We start from the raw sequence: 18670 nt of genomic DNA on the forward strand, positions 1-18670 counted from the left end.
ATTCACCTACAGACATCTGAGGCAAATTAACATGAATAATCATCGTCTTGAAATCAACGACCTAATTGATAGTGCTGTTAATAATGCATTAGCGCGTCGTAACGAGGCTCTAGCATCTGTATCTAACGAAGAAGCTAAAAACGTTTCTGGTGGTATAGCTCTTACCACAAGCGGTGTGAGACTCATCAAACCCATTTGGTTGGGAATAATCATCCGTGATCCTATCACAATAGGAAAAATTGCACTCCCAACTGATACTTATTTGGCATAAAAATCCTCTTATTTGGAGGCTAAATGGATGAAGGAAATTGCTGAAAAAACTACACTCTGCCCCAGTGCTAGACCAGAACCAGGGGAAAGTTTTGTTTTCGGTATCATTGGTGGAACAGTAGCAGAACCTCGTGTAGCCTATCTGAAACAGCCTCAACCTATCACAGATGAACTAATAGCTAAAGTTAGTCCTGTGACACCTGCGGAAGTATTTCGTACAGCTTCAACTTGTGCCACAAATGGTTGTCAACATTTTGATGGGAAAAATTGTGGTTTAGCTACACGAATTGTCGAAAATTTACCGACAGTAGGAGAGGAATTACCTCCCTGTTCTATACGTCGTGATTGTCGTTGGTGGCAACAGGAAGGTAAGGCGGCTTGTATGCGTTGTCCGCAAGTAATTACGGATAATTACAATGCTTCTGAATTGTCAATTCAAGTAGCCACACCAACGGCTTGTTGACTTAATATCTTGCACCATAATCTGAGTTTCCGATTTTTTCTAGATTTTTTGACTTTTTAAAACCAAGGAGAATACCAAAATGGCTCGCATTCAAATTGCTGACTTGCATAGTGAAAACTTTGTTGAACTGACTGCTGAAGAACAATATTTAATTCAAGGTGGTTTTTGGTGGGTTGCTGCTGGTGCTGTTGCTGTTTATGTTATAGAGCATTGGTCCGATATTAAAAAAGGTGTTTCTGATGCTTGGAATGGAAACTAATTAAAAGTTGCCTTCTTGTTTTGCAGAAATCAATTGTTATTAGTGTGGAGAAAATTAACATCATGAAAGGTAGAATCAGCATTCTAGATATCAATTCAGACTACTTGCAAGAATTAACAGAGGATAGTTTTATTAATTCGATTTTTGGCGGTAAACCAACACTAGAAACTAGCTTTGCTTATGACGTAGCTTGGGCAGTTACTAAAGGCGTTAAATGGGTAGTGGATCTGTTTTAATCTCAGAATTTGAGTAGTGTAATCTCAGAGCATAAAACCAATTTCTCGTTCCCAGTCTCCGACTGGGAATGCTACCTAGAGGCTCTGCCTCCATAATTTAGTATCAATGAAGGCAGAGCCTTCTGTAATTCATTCCCATACAGAGTATGGGAACGAGAACATTTTTGTGATTAAATCACTCGAAATTCACATTAATCTCTGTTTGATTAACTTGTTTTTTGATCCAACTTAATAGTAAATCGCTGACAATTTGCTGACGCAATTTATCATTCAATTCCGGCTGAATAATCTCCTCAACAAAAATTAAATGTACCCCTTTAGAAGTAATTATCGGTTTAATTACCTGTGGAGGTTTCGCACCAAAGACAGCAGCAGATATTTCTGGCTTTAAATCCTGACGATTTAATACTCCTAAATATCCCCCTTTACGACGTAATTCTATATCTTGAATATATTGGTGAGCTACATCATAAAAACTCATTTCTCCTTCTTTGACTGCATAAAAAAGTTCTATTGCTAGATCTTCATCATTAAATACAACTTCATACATGACCACACCAGCATAATTTAGCTGATTTTCAAAGAAGAAAGGTTCGATTTGATCAGAAAATAAATGCTTGCTTAACTTACCAGTAACCACACCAGTATAGACTATATCTTCAAAATCATCTATAGATAAACTATGTTTTTCTAACCATTTCCAAGTGTCATTAGCACTGGTCATATCATTAGTTAATCGCAGAAAATCCGCTGCTTTTTGTAATTCTTCAACTTCTACTTTTATCCCTGCTTCTTCCGCAGCATTTATAATCACTTTTCGGCTGATAATTTGCTCAACTAACTCAGGTATTTTACAGGATAATTTAATTTGTTGTAAAATATCTGATTGGGTAATGGTGATAGGTTCGGACATAATTTGCTCCTTAAATACATAAATTATACCCCACCCTAACCCTCCCCTTGCTAAGGGGATGTTTTAAAAGTTTTTAATGTGTAAACAGACCCCTCTCCAAACCTCTCCCCTACCAGGGGAGAGGCTTTAAAACCCCCATTCCCTTGTAGGGAAGGGGGGGAGGGGGGTTAGGTTTTTGGAGATTATGGGTTTCATATAATACTTTTCAAACAACCTCTAAAGGGAGGGGACTGAATTAATTGTTTTCCCCCTTCTCGTTCCCAGTCTCCGACTGGGAATGCTACCTAGAGGCTCTGCCTCCATGACCTAGTATTAATGAAGGCAGAGCCTTCCGTAATTCATTCCCATACAGAGTATGGGAACGAGGGAAACAAGGGAGGACTAAGGGAGGTAATTCGATAAATTTTCTACAATTTTACTCCCCCTTGTTGCAATTTTTTAAAGGGGTCAAGTAGAAAATCAATAATTCGTCGCTGACGGACAATTACCTCAGCGGTTGCTGTATCCCCTGGACGCAAAGGAATACATTTATTAGCAGCGGGAATACAACTTTTTTTGAGAGAAATTTCTAAGTTATAAGCGGCTACTTTGCCATTAGCTGTATCTATTTCTATCGTATTAGGAGAAATTTTAATTAACTCTCCTGAGATAATACCATAATCCTGAAACGGATAAGCATCAAATTTGAGTTTTACTGGTAATCCTAACCGCAAAAAACCACTATCTGTAGTTGCCATTTGCGCTCGAATTATTAAGGGTGAATTATCTTGAGCAATTTCAGCAACCATTGTCCCTACCTGCACAACCGAACCAGGTTTTTGAATTGGTAATTGAAATAATATCCCATTCACAGAAGCTTTAATTTCCCGCTGTCCCAACTGAAATTTTAAGGAATCAATTTGGCGTTTAGTTTGAGAAATATCTGATTTGAGAGAACTAATATCTGTATCTAAACTTTTCTGTTGTTCGGCGATTTTTAACACCGCTGACTGACCAGAAAGAGTTAAAGTTTGATAGCTTCTTTGCTGTTCTCCCAGTCGCAATTTAGCCTGTTCAATATCGGCATGAGCTTGGCGCAAATTCCGCTCATAACTACTTTGTTGTTCTGCTAAACGTAACTTAGCTTGTTGAACATCTGATTGGGTTTGTGCATATAATTTTTGCTTTTCCTTAGCGATATCTTGCTTGTCTACTAAATTAATTTCTGGAATTACTCCCTGTTGTCTGAGTTGACTATAGCGTTTTACTTCTCGCTGACTACTTAATAAACTACTCTCTGCTAATTGATTAGTAGTTTGACTATTAATTAGGGTTTGTCGCGCTTGATTAAGTTGAGATAATCTTTCTTCTTTCTGAAATTGATAGGCATTTTTTAGGGTATTAATATTCTGTTGCGCTTGATCAATTTGTGCTTGTTTCTCTAATTGTTGAGATTGATTTTGTTGTTGTTGGGTTGCTAAGGAGACAATTAACTGATTTTTGGAGGATTTTAACTGAGAAATTCGGTTTAATTGTCCTTCCAATTTATCTTGAACTTGACGTAATTCTGATTTGACTAATGCCGATTCTAATAATAATAGAGTTTGTCCGGCTTTGACTGTTTCACCTTCTTTAACTTGAATTTCTGCAACTGTTCCCCCTACAGCCGCATCTAATTTCACGGTTTTATCTTTAGGTTCAATACGTCCTCTTCCTGTACCAGTTTCATCTACTTTAGATAGCAAAGACCAAGGTAAAACTATGGAGACAATGAAGACTAAAAGATATAATAGTCCCCGTGTCCAAACCTGGGGTAAACTATCAAGTGATTCTTTGGTAATTTCCGACCAATCTTCATTGGTAATTTCTGGTAATTCTGGTGATAAGATATCATCAGATTTTGTGATATTCCCATTTAATGTACTTGTCATAATGCACCTTTTTCTTAGTATGAATTTATGGTAGGTTGGGTTGAGGAACGAAACCCAACTATAATCATTGTTAAATCATTGTTGGGTTTCGCTATGGCTCAACCCAACCTACGTTAGTGTTTGTAATTGCTGTTGATTTAGATTCTCATGAATTTGTCATAATGCACCTTTTTCTTAGTATGAATTTATGGTAGGTTGGGTTGAGGAACGAAACCCAACTATAATCATTATTAAATCATTGTTGGGTTTCGCTATGGCTCAACCCAACCTACGTTAGTGTTTGTAACTGCTGTTGATTTAGATAGAAATAATGTCCTTTTTTAGCCATTAATTCCTCATGACTGCCACTTTCAATTAACACACCTCTATCTAGTACCAAAATTAAATCAGCATTTCGCACGGTGGAAAGACGATGGGCAATTACTAAGGTAGTTTTTCCTTTGAGAATTGTGTTAAAATTCTGTTGAATTATCCTTTCTGATTCAGTGTCTAAATGAGAAGTTGCCTCATCTAAAACCAATAATTTGGGATTACCTAATAATGCTCTAGCAATGGCTATTCTCTGTCTTTGTCCACCAGATAATAAACCTCCACCTTCACCAATTTGGCTTTCATAACCCATGGGTAATTTTTTGATAAATTCATCAGCACCAGCCATTTTTGCTGCGGCAATTACTTCTGATAAAGGTATTTCTGGATGTCCTAAACTGATATTTTCTCGAATTGTTCCACCAAATAAAAATGTGTCTTGGTCAACTACACCAATTTGTTGCCGAAAAGAACGCAAGGAAAGACTAGTAATATCTTGTTCATCAATTAAAACTTTACCATCTGTGGGGGGATACAAGCCGACAACTAATTTAGAAATGGTGGTTTTTCCTGAGCCACTGCGTCCCACTAAGGCTACCATTTGTCCAGGTTTGATTTCAAAACTGAGGTTTTCTAATATATTAATATCGCTTTCTGGATGATAGCGAAATGTGACGTTTTCAAAGCGAATATGCCCCTGAATTGCTGGTAAATTCTGCCGTGATTGATTTTGTAAGTCTTCTTCTGGTTCTGTGTCTAAAACATCGTTAATTCTTTCTACTGCAATCACAACTTCTTGCAATTCATTCCATAAGACAATTAACCGTTGGAAGGGATGAATAATATTACCCAGCAGCATATTAAATGCTACTAATTGTCCCACAGTTAACTGATTATGAATTACCAAATATGCCCCAAACCATAATAAAGCTGTGGTAGCTATTGCTTCAATTGTGTTACTAAAAATTTGTAACCTATTGCTGATAACTTGCCCGGAAAAGTTGGTTTTTATCTCCTTATTTAATAATTCTTCCCAATGCCATCTTACTGTTTGTTCTACTGCTGTAGCTTTCACCGTTCTCACGCCAGTTAAAGCTTCTATTAAATAACTGCTTTCTTTGTTAACTGCATTGAATATTTCTCTGGAAATCCTTTGTAAAAAGGGTGTGGCAATTAAGGCTAATAAGGCAAAGGGTGGGACAATTATTAAAGCTAATAATGCCATTTTCCAACTGTACCAAAACATCAAGCCTAGATAGATAAAGACAGTGAATAAATCTAGGAGAATTGATAATGCTTCACCCGATAAAAAGCGTTGAATTTTGCGGTTTTCCTGCACGCGAGAAATAATATCCCCAACATAACGAGTCTCGAAAAAACTCAGGGGTAAACGCAATGTATGACGAATAAAACCGACAATTAATGCTAAGTCTATCCGATTAGCTATATGATCTAAAAGATATTGCCTTAAACCAGTCATAGCCACCCGAAAAAGGCTAAAAATCAACAATCCTATTCCTACTGCTGTCAGGGTCAGTTCTGACCGTTGTACCACTACCCGATCTAAAATTAATTGGGTAAATAAGGGGGTAATTAAGCCAAATATCTGGATGAATATGGAAGCGATAAATACTTCCAACATGACTACAGAATGGGGTTTTATTAACTCAAAAAATTGCCAAAAAGGTGTAGATGTCTCTTTCGTTTCTTTGAGCATTGCTGTCGGTTGTAACAACAATGTATAACCAGTCCAGTCGTTGTTAAATTCCTCATGGGTGAGGGTGCGTTGACCAATAGCAGGGTCTGCCACAATTACATATTTAGCGGTAATTTCGTAGACCACTATGTAATGTTTGCCTTCCCAGTGAACAATAGCAGGTAATTTTTGCTTTCCTAACTGCTTTAAACTAGCTTTGACAGGTCTAGTGGCAAAACCTAGACTTTCTGCGGCTGTTAATAACCCCCGCAAGGATGCACCATTGCGGTCTACATTGGCAATATCACGCAAGCGATTTACACTAAAACGTTTCCCCCAATACCTGGACACCATGACTAAACAAGCTGCTCCGCAGTCAGAACCACTCTGTTGGGCAAAGAATGGATAGCGCCCCATTACCTTTTGCCATAAATGCCCCACCCGTTGTCTGGGACTGGGAAAATAGGCTTTACTAATTTTTGATTCTGAGGTCAAATAGGGGGTTGAATCTGAATTGTCGTTCTCTGGAGAGCTTGGTTTTATGGGTGTATAATCTGTGTTTCTCAGGAGTGAGTATGCTTTCTCCCATAAATGTTCTCGAATTTGGGGATACTTGGCTATTAATGGCAATAGTAACTTTTCTGGCAAGAAGCATAACTGTAAATTTGCTGAAGCTCTGGCTGCATAAGGCTCAAATTTAGATTGGGGAAACAAAGTAAATTCACTGAAAGATTCTCCAGATTCTAGAGTAGTAATTAATTCGTCTTTATCATCTAATAGTCTGACTTTGCCCGTAATGATAATGTAAATGCCCGGTTCAACATTCTTTCCTGTCCAGAATTTGCCGACTTTAGGGTTGATAGACTGAAGTTCGGGAAGATAGTGATAAAATTCTTCTGCGGTTAGTGAATACCCCAATGTATTGTTGATTTGTTGCAGAGATACTAATTGAGCGGATATATTGTGCGCCATAAATGTCTGAATCCTTTACTGCTTTGTGAAAATTAATAGGTATAATTTCCGAGGAATCGGTGGTATTTGCTTTTTTGATGTCAGCAATTGATATTTTGGGTTCTGTAGCTGATTTCGGGCTATTTTGTCCATCATGACTGGGTTTCGGTCGAGTGGATAAGCCCATTTGTTTGAGAAGTCGCTTAAAGTGGCGATCGCTAACTTCAAAGCCAAATTCTTCGCATAGATGTTTCTGTAACCAATTCAATGTCCAGTGTTGAGAACCATAACCATAATCACGAGGATTACTGTAAAATAATTCTTTTAATCGTTGTAAGTATTCATTACTAACTAATTTAGGGCGACCAATCGGACAATCCAATCTTGCCATTGATGCGCCATTCCCTGACGAGCTATGTGTATCCAATGTCTAGCGGTTGCGGGACAACACCCCAAAATTTCACAAATTTCTGCTTGAGTTATCCCTTGGTCCGCTAACAACATAATTTGAATCCGTTGCCGCTGGGATTGAGAGCAATTCTCTTGTAATGATTTTAACAGCATTTGTCGCTGAAAATCTGTTAACAAGTTACTTGAAGAATTGCTCCCCGCTCTATTTGTCCATTGATATGTATACATAAATGGTTCAATATCGTAAAAATCAAACTCCGCAAGCATCCTAGTTCCCTCTTAATGAGAACTTTGTCTTATGTCTTGGTGTAACTGATACATTATAATACTAATGCTATCTTAATAGAACCCATCTTCCGCTTGTTCCTGACAATGGATTTTAATACCATTTTTGGTAATTCATAGCGGCTCTTGTGTCTTTTTTCTACTGATAATCTCATGTAATCAATAAGCCAAGGATTTTACTAGGGTATTGACATCCGGAAATTTTATGCTATTGTCAAGATATAAAATCTGAAAGTTTTCATATCTAAAAATTAGCGTTGCGGAAGGAAAGAATTTTTTGCACGCAGAGACGCAGAGGCGCAAAGAGTATAAAGTTTTATTTGCTGAATTTTATTGAGCATACTTTGTGATATAGTAATCACGACTTGACAAGTAATACCAGTTAACATGAATAATCGTCAGTTGCTAGAAGTTAGCGAGTATGTATGTTTGGGGTTATCAGTATTAGGAACAATAGTAGCGACAGCGACGCAACAGGTGGTTTATGCAGTTATTCCCCTGAGTTTAAGTGTAGCTTTAAATTTAGTTAATCGTCCTAAGTTTAATTATTCCCAATCACAAATTGAGCAATTACAAACAAGTTTGCAAAATATCACTGAAGAATTTCACCAAGTAGAAAAAACCATGAATACCTCTAATCAACGTTTGGAACAAATCGAAGCTTGGAGACAACAACTCAGCCAAATTATTGACCAAACTATTGAAAGTGCTATTAATGAACGTTTGGGAAAACTTGAAGTTTACAAACAGGAAATTAGTCAAATTGTTGACCAGAAAATTCAAATATCAATGCAAAAATTAAGTACAGAATTTAATGCAGTTCATCAAAAAATGCAAGTTGTCAATAATCGGGTACAGCAATTAGATATTTCTTTAGAAAGTTTAGGTTCTACTGTTGATAAAGATGAATATTTGAGAAATATTGCAGAATTGCAAACTGAATTATCACAAATTAATCAACAGCTACAAGTCTTTAGTTCTCGATTTGCAGAAATTGAACCTTCTATCAAAAATGGCAATGAAAGCAGTCAGCAACAATTAGCAGAATTACGGGATAATCAAGAAAATCAAAGTCAGGAATTTACTCAGATTCATCAACAAATCGAAGTTGTTAATTCTCGATTTGCAGAAATTGATAATTCAACACAAAAATTACATCAGACAATTTTAGAACAAAGACAAGCGATAGGTGAAATTAAAGAAAAGCAAGAAAGTGAAAGTTGTAAAAATAATGATATCCTTGATTCTATTAACCAAAGGTTGACAGATGGATTAACAGAATTAGATAGTTTATTTACAGCTTTGGTACAACCGTCACAGTTAGCAAATGAATCAAGTATAAAAGAATCAGATAATTATCAAGAAACACTAGAAGTAATTCCTACCACATCTATAACAGATGACAAAACAGGAAAATTAGTATTTTTCAGTAATCTCAAAGGACATAAACATAAAGTTCTCTCTGTCGCTTTTAGTCCTGATGGTAGATTTTTAGCAAGTGGAAGTGATGATACAATCATTAAATTGTGGGATTTAGCAACTCAGCAACATCGCACCTTTGCAGGACATGGGGAATATTCTTGGTCTAGAGGGATTAATTCCCTAGGTTTTAGTCCAGATGGTAAATTCTTAGTCAGTGGAAGTGATGACAAAACTATTAAATTGTGGGATGTAAATTTAGGAATAGAAATTTTCACTTTTACAGGACATCAAGAAAGAGTTAATGCTGTCTCATTTAGTCCCTGGGGAAAAATTTTAGCAAGTGGAAGTAAAGACAAAACAGTTAAAATGTGGTCATTAGAAACAGGAAAAGAAATTTACTCTTTCAAAAGTCATACCGATGATGTTTTATCTGTAACTTTTAGTCCCGACGGTAAACTATTAGCTAGTAGTGCAGGTGGTAATGATAAAACTATCAAGATTTTACAATTAGCTGAAAATAAAGTGAAAACATTAACAGGACATTCTGATTGGTTTGGAGGGATTACTTCTCTAGCATTTAGTCCCGACGGAAAAACTTTAATTAGTGGTAGTCAAGACAAAACTATTAAACTTTGGAATCTAGAAACTAGTCAAGAAATTAAAACCTTATCAGGACATTCTGATCATATTTGTTCCGTTGCATATAGTCCCAATGGACAAATTTTAGCGAGCGCTAGTAAAGATAAAACAGTGAAATTATGGTCAGTCGCTAGTGGAAAAGAAATTTCCAGCGTAAAATGTACCGATTCTGTAATTTACTCAATTGCTTTTAGTCCAGATGGTAAAATATTAGCGGCTGGTAGTGGAGATACAACCATTACTCTGTTTCCCATAGCATAACTTTGATTCTACAGGTAGGGTAAAGCCTGAACTAAACCCTTACACCTCTAAGTTTTGAGCGTTGCTGATAGCCATATTCAAGTAGAAAAAAGGAAAATTAAAAATCTTCACCTTTGCGCCTTTGCTTCTTTGTGCCTTTGCGCGAAACATAATTTGAAACCGGGGAAATCTGCAATAGTAAGGATTATTTAAATGCTGCTATATTTAAGAATTGAAAATTTCGCCTTAATTGATCATTTGGAATTGGATTTTGGTGTGGGTTTGAATGTGTTGACGGGAGAAACCGGCGCAGGAAAATCAATTATATTAGATGCTATTGATGCGGTTTTAGGTGGTAAAGTCTCTAGTCGGGTGATTAGAACTGGCACAAATCGCGCTATAGTGGAGGCGACTTTTAGCGTTACTCCGCCCCTAGCAGCTTGGTTGAGTGAACAAGAAATTGATTTAACCGATGATCATGCTGTGATCATTAGTCGAGAAATTGCCACTACTACCAGTAATATCCGCAGTCGGTCACGGGTGAATGGGGTACTGGTGAATCGCCCCTTAATGGCAGGATTACGGGATAGTTTGGTAGAAATTACGGCACAAGGGCAAACGGTACAAGTGGGACAATCTGCCCAAGTTCGAGATTGGTTAGATTTATATGGTGGTGATGCTTTGTTGCACAAACGCCAAAATGTCGCTGCTGCTTTCATTGTATATCAACAAGCCCGGCAAGCGCTGGAAAAACGCCGGACATCGGAACGGGAACGGCTGCAACAATTGGATTTATTAACATATCAAGTCCAAGAATTGGGCGCTGCTAATCTTGATGATGCCCAGGAAATGGAACAATTAAATCAAGAACGGGAACGCCTGAATCATGTTGTGGATTTACAACAAATGAGTTACAAAGTTTATCAGGCTTTGTATCAAGATGATCAGGAAACTCGGACTGCTGCTGATTTATTAGCCGATGGAGAGATGACATTAACTCACATGGTGGAGTATGATTCTCAATTACAATCTTTGTTGGAATTGGTGCGAGATGCCGTTGCAGCGGTAATGGAAGTGGGGAGACAAATTAGTATTTATGGAGAAGGGTTAGAAGCAGATCCGCAACGGTTGGAAGAGGTGGATGAACGGATACGGGAATTAAAACAAATTTGTCGCAAATATGGACCGACTCTGACGGAAGCTATTTCTTATTATGAACGTATTCAAACTGAATTAGCTGAATTAAATAATAGTGAACAATCTATCGAAACTTTAGAACAACAAGAACAATTATCTTTACAAGAACTCCAACAAATTAGTCACCAATTAAGCCAATTACGGCGGCAAACTGCGGCTAATTTAGAATCTCGGTTATTAGCTGAACTCAAGCCGTTAGCGATGGATAAGGTGAAATTTAAAGTAGAAATTGTCCCCATTTCTCCCGCAGCTACAGGTGCAGATAAAATTACTTTTATGTTTAGTCCTAACCCCGGTGAACCTATTCAACCATTAACAGAAATTGCTTCTGGTGGAGAAATGAGCCGTTTTTTACTAGCTTTAAAAGCTTGTTTCCATCAAGGAAATGAAGTGGGAACAATGATATTTGATGAAATTGATGTGGGAGTTTCTGGTAGAGTTGCCCAAGCTATAGCGGAAAAATTGCACCAACTTAGTCAAGGACATCAAGTATTATGTGTAACTCATCAGCCTCTAGTTGCCGCAATGGCAGATCGTCATTTTCGCGTTGATAAATTAGTTATTAATAAAGCCAGAAATAGTAATGATGAACAGCGGACTGTGGTGAGGGTGACAAGTTTGGATAATTTAACTACTCGTCGGGAAGAATTGGCTCAGTTAGCTGGTGGTAAATCGGCAAATGAGGCAATTTCTTTTGCTGAATCTTTATTATTACAAGCTGCTAATCATCGGGAAAGGGGGAAATAGATGGTGAAATTGTCTGAGAGGGTGTTTGAAAAGTTTTGAATGTATAGACTGACCCCTCTCCAAACCTCTCCCCTGCAAGGGGAGAGGCTTTAAAACCCCCATTCCCTTGCAGGGAAGGGGGGTAGGGGGGTTAGGTTTTTGGAGATTACTGGTTTGATATAATACTTTTCAAACAACCTCTGATAGCCTAGCACACTGCGGCGTAAATAAAGCAACCATATTCAATCGCCAAAAAGCCTACTGTATATTAGTTTTGACTTTTGACTTTTGACTTTTGACTTCCGCCCTGCGGTACTAGCGTGGTGCAGGCCGGATCAGGATGTCCAGGATTTTAGCAACTTTGTCAAATTTAATCAATAGCCAAAAGCGATCGCACTTCGCACAATACGGAGAGCGATCGCCATTAAGTTTACAACAACAAAATACTCAAACCTTAGATAGAAACTGAGGCTGGGGGATTAATGTTATTAACAAGTAAATCTGCATCTTTTGACGCTTCATTTACACGAATAATTTTTGCTCCTAATTGCTGCAACTTCAGATCCAGACGATCATAACCCCGATCTAAATGGTGTAATCCTTGCACTGTTGTTGTTCCAGATGCTGCTAATCCGGCGATAACTAAGGCTGCGGAAGCTCTTAAATCTGTACCTATAACTGGTGCGCCTGATAACATTGGCACTCCCCGCACAAAAGCAGTATTACCTTTAACACGGATATCTGCACCCAAACGATTCAATTCGGAAGCATGACGCAAGCGATTTTCAAAGACTGATTCATTAATGATACTGTCACCTTCTGCTACAGCTAGTAAAGCCATAAAAGGTGCTTGCATATCCGTGGGAAACCCAGGATGAGGCAAGGTATCAATATTTATAGCCTTGAGAGTTTTCGCTGGTAAAATCCGTAAGCAATCTTTTCCTTCCTCAATAATTGACACGCCAATCTCTTGCAATTTAGCAATAACTGGGATTAAATGATCCGGTACAATTGGGGATAGAAGAATTTCAGAGCGGGTAATTGCTCCAGCGATTAACAAAGTCCCTGCTTCAATGCGATCAGGAATAATAGTATAGTCGGTTGAGTGTAATTTAGGTACGCCAACTATAGTAATTGTACTTGTTCCCGCACCTTGAATTTTTGCTCCCATTGAGTTGCAGAAGTTAGCTAAATCAACTACTTCTGGCTCTCTGGCAGCATTATCAAGGATGGTTTCTCCATCTGCTAAAGTAGCAGCCATCATCAAGGTTTCCGTCGCACCGACACTGGGAGTATCTAAGTAGATTTTCGCGCCTCTTAACCTACCATTATTTCCGGGAACATAAGCATTACAAATACCATGTTCAATTTGCACCTCTGCGCCCATTGCTTGCAGTCCTCTGACGTGCAAATCTACCGGTCTAGCCCCTATGGCACAACCACCCGGCAAGGGCATTTGTGCAACTCCTAGTCGGGCTAAAATTGGACCAATGGCAAAAAAACTGGCTCGCAGTTGGGTAACGAGTTCATAAGGGGCTTTAGATGTGGTAATTTCCCGCGCATCAACATCTAAAATGTCCCCTTCTCTATTTAAACGTAATCCTAAAGCTGATAGAACTTGTCCCATTCGCGCTACATCCGCCAATAAAGGAACGTTGCGAATGCGACAATCGCCAGAACAGAGGAACGTTCCCGCCATGATTACCAGTGCGGAATTCTTAGCCCCGCTAATGTTTACATGACCGCCCAAAGAATGCCCTCCACTGATTTGCAAGACTGAGGAGTCTGCTTCTAGTGAAGATTTGGCATCTGGTAAGCTGCTAGAAGAATTAATAAGCCTACCTCCAAAAGTAAGTAATTATAAAGGTTTGATGTTGGTTTTGATTCTATGTCGACAATTATCTAGCTAAAAGCCGGAAGATTTTTCTTGAAGTTGTCAAATGCCATAAAGTCGTTACATTCTATCATGCAGTATGTCAGCTTAATTGGAAAAATGGGGATTAGCTAGATGTCTATTCTGGCAAATTTTTTCTTGACAAATGAAAATGATTAGGCCATAATGATAAATTGTAAATAAGATTCAATTCCAGCGGAACTGGCGGAATTGGTAGACGCGCTAGATTCAGGTTCTAGTGCCTTCACGGGCTTCCGGGTTCAAGTCCCGGGTTCCGCATATCAGTATATCAATTTTGGATTGATCTCAAATCCGAAATTTCAAATCTAAGATTGTGTTAACAAGTTTACAAAATTCCCTAGTTAAACAAATCCGCAAGTTGCACTCCACCAAGGAGAGAAATAAGCAACAGCTTTTTTTATTGGAAGGAACGCATTTATTAGAAGAAGCTTGTGCGGTTAGCTATCCTTTAGATGCGGTATGTTGCACTCCTCAATGGCAGGAAACCCATCCCCAATTGTGGAAAATTATTTGTGGTCAATGCTATCGTGTTGAAATTGTTAGTCCAGAAGTTTTAGCAGCAATGGCAACAACTGTCAATCCTGATGGTATAGTGGCGATAGCTCAACGAGAAGCACAAGCAAGACAAATTCCGTTTACTGGTTTAGTTCTGGCTTTGGAAACTGTCCAAGATCCTGGTAATTTGGGGACGATGATTCGCACAGCCGCAGCGGCAAGTGCATCAGGTTTGTGGTTAAGTGAAGATAGTGTAGACTTAGATAATCCCAAGGTTTTACGCGCTTCTGCTGGGCAATGGTTTCGTTTGAATATGGCTGTAAGTGGAGATTTGAAAGCCACAGTTCAACAAAGTCAGCAAGCAGGAATGCAGGTAGTAGCTACCTTACCTCATGCCGATTTAACTTATTGGCAGGTAGATTGGTGTAAACCTAGTTTAATATTATTGGGTAACGAAGGGGCAGGATTATCAGCGGATTTAGCCGCGTTGGCAGATATTCAAGTAAAAATTCCTCTTAATCCTGGGGTGGAATCCTTGAATGTAGGAATCACTGCTGCTTTAATGTTATATGAAGCCCAAAGACAGAAAATTTCTGGATAATCTTCAGTTATAGATTTTTGTTTTTATGTGAGAGATTTAAGATTGGACTTGAGAACTTTGTATAAATAGCACTCAAAATTTTATTAGTGTTACAGAATACTATATTATTATATATAAAAATTGTTATCAGAGGAGAATCGGCTTGAACCAAGCGACATTGCACCAGTTGAAGGTGTTCGAGGCTGCTGCCCGGCATGGTAGTTTTACACGCGCTGCGGAAGAGTTGTTTTTGACTCAACCTACCATATCCATGCAAATTAAACAGTTGACGAAATCCGTAGGTTTGCCATTATTTGAACAGGTAGGAAAGCGTTTATATTTGACACAAGCAGGACGGGAATTATTTGCTACTTGTCGGCAAATTTTTGAGACTATGGACAAGTTTCAAATGACGATTGCAGATTTAAAAGGACTAAAGCAAGGACAATTAAGGCTGGCAGCAATTACCACAGCAAAGTATATTATTCCCAGATTGTTGGGGCCTTTTTGTCAGCTTTACCCTGGGATTGATATTTCTCTCCAAGTCACAAATCATGAACTGATTTTAGATCGGATGATGAGTAATTTAGATGACTTGTATATTATGAGTCAGATTCCCGATCATTTCGATGTCAGTTTTCAGCCATTTTTAGAAAATCCTTTAGTAGTTTTTGCACCAGCTAATCATCCCTTAGCGAAGGAAAAAAATATTCCTATTGAACGTTTAGGTGATGAACTGTTTATTATGCGTGAACCGGGTTCAGGAACTCGCAGCGCTGTCCAAAGTCTATTTGAGGAACATGGGGTAAAAGTGAAGGTGAAGTTGGAATTGGGGAGTAATGAAGCGATTAAGCAAGCGATCGCTGGTGGTCTAGGTATATCCGTATTATCTCGTCATACTTTACTCACGGACATTGCGGAATTTAGCATTTTAGATGTCCAGCACTTTCCCATTAAACGCACTTGGTATATGGTTTATCCTGCTGGTAAGCAATTATCCATTATTGCTCATACCTATTATGAGTATCTTTTAGATGCAGCGAAAAAAATTACAGAGCAAGGTGGTTTAATCTTAGATCATAATTTGGTGGAAACTAATCTTTAGATCAAGCTGCTGTAGATACATAATCACTTGGCTATGTATCTAAATCAGAATCATTAGAAACGAGAATTAAATCGCGGACAATTGCTGTAGCTGCTATTAAAACCCACATTCCGCACCCTCAACTGTCACATATCAAAAAAGCCTAGTAAGTAGTACATAATAACTAAGGATAATTCCTAGATGAAGAGGCTTAATGAGAGTAAGTAGCATTAATCGGGGCATGGAGTGAGAAAGTGAAACTTCGTAACGGGACTGAAAGAAAGAGAAAATACAATAGTAAAAAAAATTAATTGTTCAGAAAACAAGAAATGAGAGAATCCCTTTAGAACAAGTAGAGGAATCTGTTGTGAAATTGAAACCGCAAGAAATAGAAATTCAAAACATAGACCATCTAGGGATAGTAGCAGGAATAATAGACTCAATAGGATTAGTAGAAATAATCAACGAAATAATAGGAGTTGAAAAAGACGAAAAAGTAAATGCAGGTCAAGTAGTAAAAGCCATGATAATAAACGGGTTAGGATTTGTATCAAAACCCTTATATATGTTTCCTAAATATTTTGAAACAATCGCTTGTGAACATCTAATTGTTCAGGAGTAAAACCAGAATATCTCAATGACGATAAACTGGGGAAGTTAACAGTCTCATAGTAGCAGACTGTGCCTTATATACAGAATCAAACCTGAAAATGATGTCAGATTTACGTTGGTTATGTCGAGTACCATAATTAACTCGACTGTAATGCGTGTACCAGCAATTACAGGTTTTCCCATCATCACTTTTGGATCGGATGCAATTATTTGTTTAAGCTGCTTTTGCATTATCTTTTCTCATCACTTGCTTCTTCTATGATTACACTCTTTTGGAAGCGATCGCACCCAAATCCCTAAACAGTGATTCCTAGGTCGCGCTTCGCTATCGCACTCCCAACTTATGCCTAAATGGCGATTACTAGGTCGCATTAACCCTCAACAGGTAATAAAATAATAGGAATATGTACTAGAAAATTCTGAAAATCATTGTCAGTGGAGAGGATGCTGTAGCTGCGACGATGAGCAACTGCACAAATCAAAAAATCAGTATTTGAACCCTGAATGCCTTTACTGCGGCAGGTATTAAAAAACTCAGAGGCAAGTTCGTAGTCTTCTGGCATGAGTTCTAAATCAGGGAAAGCTCGAAGGTAATCTCGCAGACGGGTAAACTGTTCAAAATTGCGGATTCCAGAAAGAATTTCCTGGCGAATCGCGCCTAGTAAAGCAACTTGGTCATTAGTGATTAAATTCTGCAATATTGTGACTGCTGGGGAAGAATCAGGTGGTGTTTTCCGACGTAGAGCCAGTGACCAAACGGAAGTATCAACAATAATGCTCATGCTTGATGACGTTGCTGCTTATAGTTATAGCCTTCGTCATACTCGATAGTCCCAAAGAGGTCTAATACTTTGAGCCGCTTACGACGTTGAATATATTCGCGCAGCGCTGTTTCTACTAAAGAATCAATGTTCACCTGATTGTCAAGTGCCAACGCCTCATTTAGTAAGGCTTCGTTGATGTTGAGAGATGTAGTCATAATCAATTCTGATCCTAACAATGACTAAATAAATGGTAGCTCACTCTAGGCGATCGCTCACAACCCCCTAATTTTAAACGAACTGCTTGCAGCAGCGCTTCGCTATCGCTCACAAATACCCTAATTTTCGGCGATTCCTAGGTCGCGCTTCTTCATTAAGACACTAAGCAAATAATTAGTTAATAAAATTGCACTTATTTGTTATAATATCATTTGTGGTTAATAAGAGAGAAATTATCTTGTGAAATCTACATTTAACTGGAATCCAGAACAGACTTTACTCGAAAAACTGATCAATCTGGCTAGTAACCGTGGTCAATCACCGGAATCAATTATTAGTGAAGCTGTCAGATCATACCTGGAAATCCAATCACTAGAAACAGTTAATGATGCTGTATCTGATCCATTAATTGGCTTATTTGCAGCCACACCTGATTTAGCTATTAATTCCGAAGATATTCTTCAAAATGAAGTAACAGAGAAATCAGGTTGGACATGGAAAGAACCCCAGCAGTAGCTGATACTGGCTTTGTTGTCGCATTGTTGAATCGTTTGGACACAATGCACAATAGTGTAACACCAGTATACACACAACAAAAACAAATTTTGTTGCCACAAACAGTATTAGCAGAAGTGGCTTATTTAGTAGGACGTAATGCAGGTTCAGTAACATTAGTAGCTTTCTTAAAAGGACTATCTGCAAGTAGATTTATTTTAGTAGCTTTGACAGATCAAGATTTGGTGCGTGTTGCGGAAATTTTGGATGAATATGCAGATAGTCGGATTGATTTTGTAGATGCAAGTGTTATGGCTATAGCTGAACGTTTTGATATTAAAAGAATATTGACTTTAGATCAGCGAGATTTTAGATTATTTCGACCTCAGCATTGTGATTGTTTTGAGATTTTGCCTTGAAAGAAATATATAGTTAATATATAAGCGCGATTCCTGCGGAGCGCTTCGCTATCGCACCCCAACATCCCCAAACAGCGATTCCTAGGTCGCGCTATCTCTATTCCTTCGGAACGCTATGCGAACGAGACGCTACCGCGAACGCGATCGCTCACAGCTACCCTAA

Annotated in this window: 19 protein-coding genes, 1 tRNA gene and 1 pseudogene; 12 read left to right on the forward strand and 9 right to left on the reverse strand. The window is 38.3% G+C overall.

Annotation, left to right across the window (positions count from 1 at the left end; all coding sequences use genetic code 11):
* Nucleotides 1–31 precede the first annotated feature (31 nt).
* From HGD76_RS11845 to HGD76_RS11860, 4 genes are all read left to right on the forward strand, one after another.
* Nucleotides 32–271, forward strand: a complete 240-nt coding sequence (locus tag HGD76_RS11845) for a hypothetical protein (RefSeq protein WP_233467190.1) — start codon at nucleotides 32–34, stop codon at nucleotides 269–271.
* A gap of 27 nt (nucleotides 272–298) precedes the next feature.
* On the forward strand, nucleotides 299–733 hold the full coding sequence (locus tag HGD76_RS11850) for a hypothetical protein (protein WP_015078325.1): 435 nt from the start codon (nucleotides 299–301) through the stop codon (nucleotides 731–733).
* A gap of 79 nt (nucleotides 734–812) precedes the next feature.
* Nucleotides 813–992 carry a hypothetical protein gene (locus HGD76_RS11855; RefSeq protein ID WP_168695894.1) on the forward strand — a complete coding sequence of 60 codons (180 nt, stop codon included), beginning with the start codon at nucleotides 813–815 and terminating at the stop codon, nucleotides 990–992.
* 62 nt (nucleotides 993–1054) lie between these two features.
* Nucleotides 1055–1228: a hypothetical protein gene (locus HGD76_RS11860; protein WP_168695895.1), complete on the forward strand. Its 174-nt coding sequence runs from the start codon at nucleotides 1055–1057 to the stop codon at nucleotides 1226–1228.
* Between the two features lie 175 nt (nucleotides 1229–1403).
* On the opposite strand, the gene HGD76_RS11865 is transcribed toward HGD76_RS11860, so the two are convergent.
* The 5 genes from HGD76_RS11865 to HGD76_RS26110 form a co-directional block, all read right to left on the reverse strand.
* The gene (locus HGD76_RS11865) at nucleotides 1404–2141 is read right to left on the reverse strand and encodes a peptidylprolyl isomerase (RefSeq protein WP_168695896.1); all 738 of its coding nucleotides are present in this window, start codon (nucleotides 2139–2141) and stop codon (nucleotides 1404–1406) included.
* Between the two features lie 407 nt (nucleotides 2142–2548).
* Nucleotides 2549–4051: a beta-barrel domain-containing protein gene (locus HGD76_RS11870; RefSeq protein ID WP_168695897.1), complete on the reverse strand. Its 1503-nt coding sequence runs from the start codon at nucleotides 4049–4051 to the stop codon at nucleotides 2549–2551.
* Nucleotides 4052–4319: 268 nt separating this feature from the next.
* Nucleotides 4320–6974 (reverse strand): peptidase domain-containing ABC transporter, encoded by a 2655-nt coding sequence (locus tag HGD76_RS11875; protein WP_168695898.1) that lies wholly within the window; start codon nucleotides 6972–6974, stop codon nucleotides 4320–4322.
* Nucleotides 6907–7398 carry a helix-turn-helix domain-containing protein gene (locus HGD76_RS11880; protein ID WP_325064832.1) on the reverse strand — a complete coding sequence of 164 codons (492 nt, stop codon included), beginning with the start codon at nucleotides 7396–7398 and terminating at the stop codon, nucleotides 6907–6909. The genes HGD76_RS11875 and HGD76_RS11880 overlap by 68 nt, the downstream gene beginning before the upstream one ends.
* On the reverse strand, nucleotides 7359–7685 hold the full coding sequence (locus HGD76_RS26110) for a helix-turn-helix domain-containing protein (protein ID WP_325064833.1): 327 nt from the start codon (nucleotides 7683–7685) through the stop codon (nucleotides 7359–7361). The genes HGD76_RS11880 and HGD76_RS26110 overlap by 40 nt, the downstream gene beginning before the upstream one ends.
* 405 nt (nucleotides 7686–8090) lie before the next feature.
* Between HGD76_RS26110 and HGD76_RS11885 the strand changes: the two genes are divergently transcribed.
* Nucleotides 8091–10025 carry a WD40 repeat domain-containing protein gene (locus HGD76_RS11885; RefSeq protein WP_168695899.1) on the forward strand — a complete coding sequence of 645 codons (1935 nt, stop codon included), beginning with the start codon at nucleotides 8091–8093 and terminating at the stop codon, nucleotides 10023–10025.
* Nucleotides 10026–10217: 192 nt separating this feature from the next.
* Nucleotides 10218–11948 carry a DNA repair protein RecN gene (recN, locus tag HGD76_RS11890; protein ID WP_168695900.1) on the forward strand — a complete coding sequence of 577 codons (1731 nt, stop codon included), beginning with the start codon at nucleotides 10218–10220 and terminating at the stop codon, nucleotides 11946–11948.
* A gap of 433 nt (nucleotides 11949–12381) precedes the next feature.
* Here recN and murA read toward each other — a convergent pair whose 3' ends face one another.
* Nucleotides 12382–13761 carry a UDP-N-acetylglucosamine 1-carboxyvinyltransferase gene (murA, locus tag HGD76_RS11895; protein WP_168632305.1) on the reverse strand — a complete coding sequence of 460 codons (1380 nt, stop codon included), beginning with the start codon at nucleotides 13759–13761 and terminating at the stop codon, nucleotides 12382–12384.
* 255 nt (nucleotides 13762–14016) lie between these two features.
* Between murA and HGD76_RS11900 the strand changes: the two genes are divergently transcribed.
* From HGD76_RS11900 to HGD76_RS11915, 4 genes and pseudogenes are all read left to right on the forward strand, one after another.
* Nucleotides 14017–14100: transfer RNA gene (locus tag HGD76_RS11900), tRNA-Leu, on the forward strand.
* A gap of 55 nt (nucleotides 14101–14155) precedes the next feature.
* Nucleotides 14156–14938, forward strand: coding sequence for a TrmH family RNA methyltransferase (locus HGD76_RS11905; RefSeq protein ID WP_168632255.1), 783 nt, complete (start codon nucleotides 14156–14158; stop codon nucleotides 14936–14938).
* 142 nt (nucleotides 14939–15080) lie between these two features.
* Nucleotides 15081–16022, forward strand: coding sequence for a LysR family transcriptional regulator (locus HGD76_RS11910; RefSeq protein WP_148761471.1), 942 nt, complete (start codon nucleotides 15081–15083; stop codon nucleotides 16020–16022).
* A gap of 346 nt (nucleotides 16023–16368) precedes the next feature.
* Nucleotides 16369–16661: pseudogene (locus HGD76_RS11915) on the forward strand (DUF4277 domain-containing protein); the annotation flags it as partial.
* Between the two features lie 6 nt (nucleotides 16662–16667).
* On the opposite strand, the gene HGD76_RS26265 reads toward HGD76_RS11915, so the two are convergent.
* The 3 genes from HGD76_RS26265 to HGD76_RS11930 all read right to left on the reverse strand — a co-directional run bounded on the left by HGD76_RS26265 (nucleotide 16668) and on the right by HGD76_RS11930 (nucleotide 17592).
* Entirely contained in the window at nucleotides 16668–16844 is a 177-nt protein-coding gene (locus HGD76_RS26265) for a DUF433 domain-containing protein (protein ID WP_168695901.1), read from the reverse strand.
* Between the two features lie 140 nt (nucleotides 16845–16984).
* Nucleotides 16985–17395, reverse strand: a complete 411-nt coding sequence (vapC, locus tag HGD76_RS11925; RefSeq protein ID WP_168695902.1) for a type II toxin-antitoxin system VapC family toxin — start codon at nucleotides 17393–17395, stop codon at nucleotides 16985–16987.
* Entirely contained in the window at nucleotides 17392–17592 is a 201-nt protein-coding gene (locus tag HGD76_RS11930) for a type II toxin-antitoxin system VapB family antitoxin (protein WP_168632249.1), read from the reverse strand. Before HGD76_RS11930 ends, vapC begins: the two co-directional genes overlap by 4 nt.
* A gap of 241 nt (nucleotides 17593–17833) precedes the next feature.
* Between HGD76_RS11930 and HGD76_RS11935 the strand changes: the two genes are divergently transcribed.
* Both HGD76_RS11935 and HGD76_RS11940 read left to right on the forward strand, forming a co-directional pair.
* Nucleotides 17834–18109 (forward strand): hypothetical protein, encoded by a 276-nt coding sequence (locus tag HGD76_RS11935; RefSeq protein ID WP_027402764.1) that lies wholly within the window; start codon nucleotides 17834–17836, stop codon nucleotides 18107–18109.
* Complete coding sequence (locus tag HGD76_RS11940; protein ID WP_168695903.1) at nucleotides 18088–18507, forward strand: type II toxin-antitoxin system VapC family toxin; 420 nt, start codon at nucleotides 18088–18090, stop codon at nucleotides 18505–18507. The genes HGD76_RS11935 and HGD76_RS11940 overlap by 22 nt, the downstream gene beginning before the upstream one ends.
* Nucleotides 18508–18670: the final 163 nt, after the last annotated feature.

The sequence above is a fragment of the Dolichospermum flos-aquae CCAP 1403/13F genome, from assembly GCF_012516395.1.
GTDB lineage: Bacteria > Cyanobacteriota > Cyanobacteriia > Cyanobacteriales > Nostocaceae > Dolichospermum > Dolichospermum lemmermannii.